Source organism: Sandarakinorhabdus sp. (genome assembly GCF_031422795.1).
GTDB lineage: Bacteria > Pseudomonadota > Alphaproteobacteria > Sphingomonadales > Sphingomonadaceae > Sandarakinorhabdus.
In genome coordinates, this window is record NZ_JANPML010000063.1 from 1 (window position 1) to 1,560 (window position 1,560).

Sequence of the window (1,560 nt, forward strand, 5' to 3'; positions counted from 1 at the left end):
GTCCGCATCCGCATGCACGGTGCGCCGCCGCCGGGCGGCAAGATACTCTATGTCGCCAACCACCTGAGCTGGACCGATATTCCCGTGCTGGGCGCGCGTATCAACGCCAGTTTTGTCGCCAAATCAGAAGTCGCCGGCTGGGGCCCGGTGGGCTGGTTCGCCACCTTTGCCCACACTGTTTATGTGGCGCGGGAACGCCGTTCAACGGCGGCGGTGCAAAGGAATGAACTCGCCGATCGGCTCAACAAGGGCGGTTCGCTGATCCTGTTTCCCGAAGGCACCAACAGCGACGGCACCGGCGTGCTGCCGTTCAAATCGGCGCTGTTTTCGGTGGTGGGTGATGTGCCGGGCCTGATCATCCAGCCGGTCACCCTGGCCTATACGCGGGTGAACGGCCTGCCCGTTACGCGCCGGCAACTGCCCGATCTGGCCTGGGTGGGCGATACTGAACTGGGCCCGCATGCCATTGGCTTCATGGGGCTGGGGCGGATCACGGCGGAAATATTGTTCCACGATCCCATCGATGCCGCCGACTTTCCGGACCGCAAGCTGCTGGCCCGCCACTGCCACACGCTGATTGCCGCCGGTTACCGCCGGTTGATGCGTGGAGGCTGACGATATTGGGCCAAAGCCGGGCGGATGGCAGGTGACCGGGGCGGGCAAAATGGCTATGGAGAACCACCAAGCCACCGGAGCCCGCTCTTGACGTCTCGACCCAGCCCCAAGACCTTTCACGTCAAGTCCTTCGGCTGCCAGATGAACGTCTATGACAGTGAGCGCATGGGTGATGTGCTGGCCGGCCAAGGGCTGACCGCCGTGGATTCGCCCGAAGCGGCTGATGTCGTGGTGCTCAATACCTGCCATATCCGTGAGCGGGCTGCGGAAAAGCTGTATTCCGATATCGGCCGCCTGCGCCAGCCGCGGGCTGATGGCAGCCGGCCCACCATCGTGGCCGCCGGGTGCGTGGCCCAGGCCGAAGGCGCCGAAATCGCCGTCCGCGCGCCGGATGTGGATGTGATCGTTGGCCCCTTGGCCTATCATCGTCTTCCGGAATTGCTCAGCCAGTCGCAGACCGCCCGCGCCATCGACATCGACATGCCGGTGGTGCCGAAATTCGATTCCCTGCCGCAGCGCCGCATCGCGCAAGCCAGTGCTTTCCTTACCGTGCAGGAAGGCTGCGACAAATTCTGCACCTTCTGCGTGGTGCCCTATACGCGCGGCCCGGAAACCAGCCGGCCGGCGGCCGATCTGATCGCCGAAGCGAAGGCGCTGGTGGCGCGCGGCGTGCGCGAAATCACCCTGCTTGGCCAGAATGTGAACGCCTATAACAGCAGCCTCAGCCTGTCGGGCCTCATTCGCGCGCTAGCTGAAATCGATGGCCTGGAACGGATCCGTTATACCACCAGCCACCCGCGCGACATGCAGGGTGAAGGCGGCCACGATCTGATCGCTGCCCATGTCGAGGTGCCCAAGCTGATGCCTTATCTGCACCTGCCCGTGCAGTCGGGCTCCAGCCGCATATTGAAGGCGATGAACCGCGCCCACACCCGCGAATCCTAC

General features: G+C 64.2%; 2 protein-coding genes. Both read left to right on the plus strand.

The window, feature by feature from the left end; genetic code table 11:
• The coding region (locus tag RMO81_RS02630) for a lysophospholipid acyltransferase family protein (RefSeq protein WP_310474177.1) at nt 1-615 on the plus strand (615 nt) is incomplete at its 5' end.
• A gap of 87 nt (nt 616-702) precedes the next feature.
• Nucleotides 703-1,560, plus strand: an 858-nt coding sequence (locus RMO81_RS02635; RefSeq protein ID WP_310474178.1) for a MiaB/RimO family radical SAM methylthiotransferase, incomplete at its 3' end; no start/stop codon positions are given.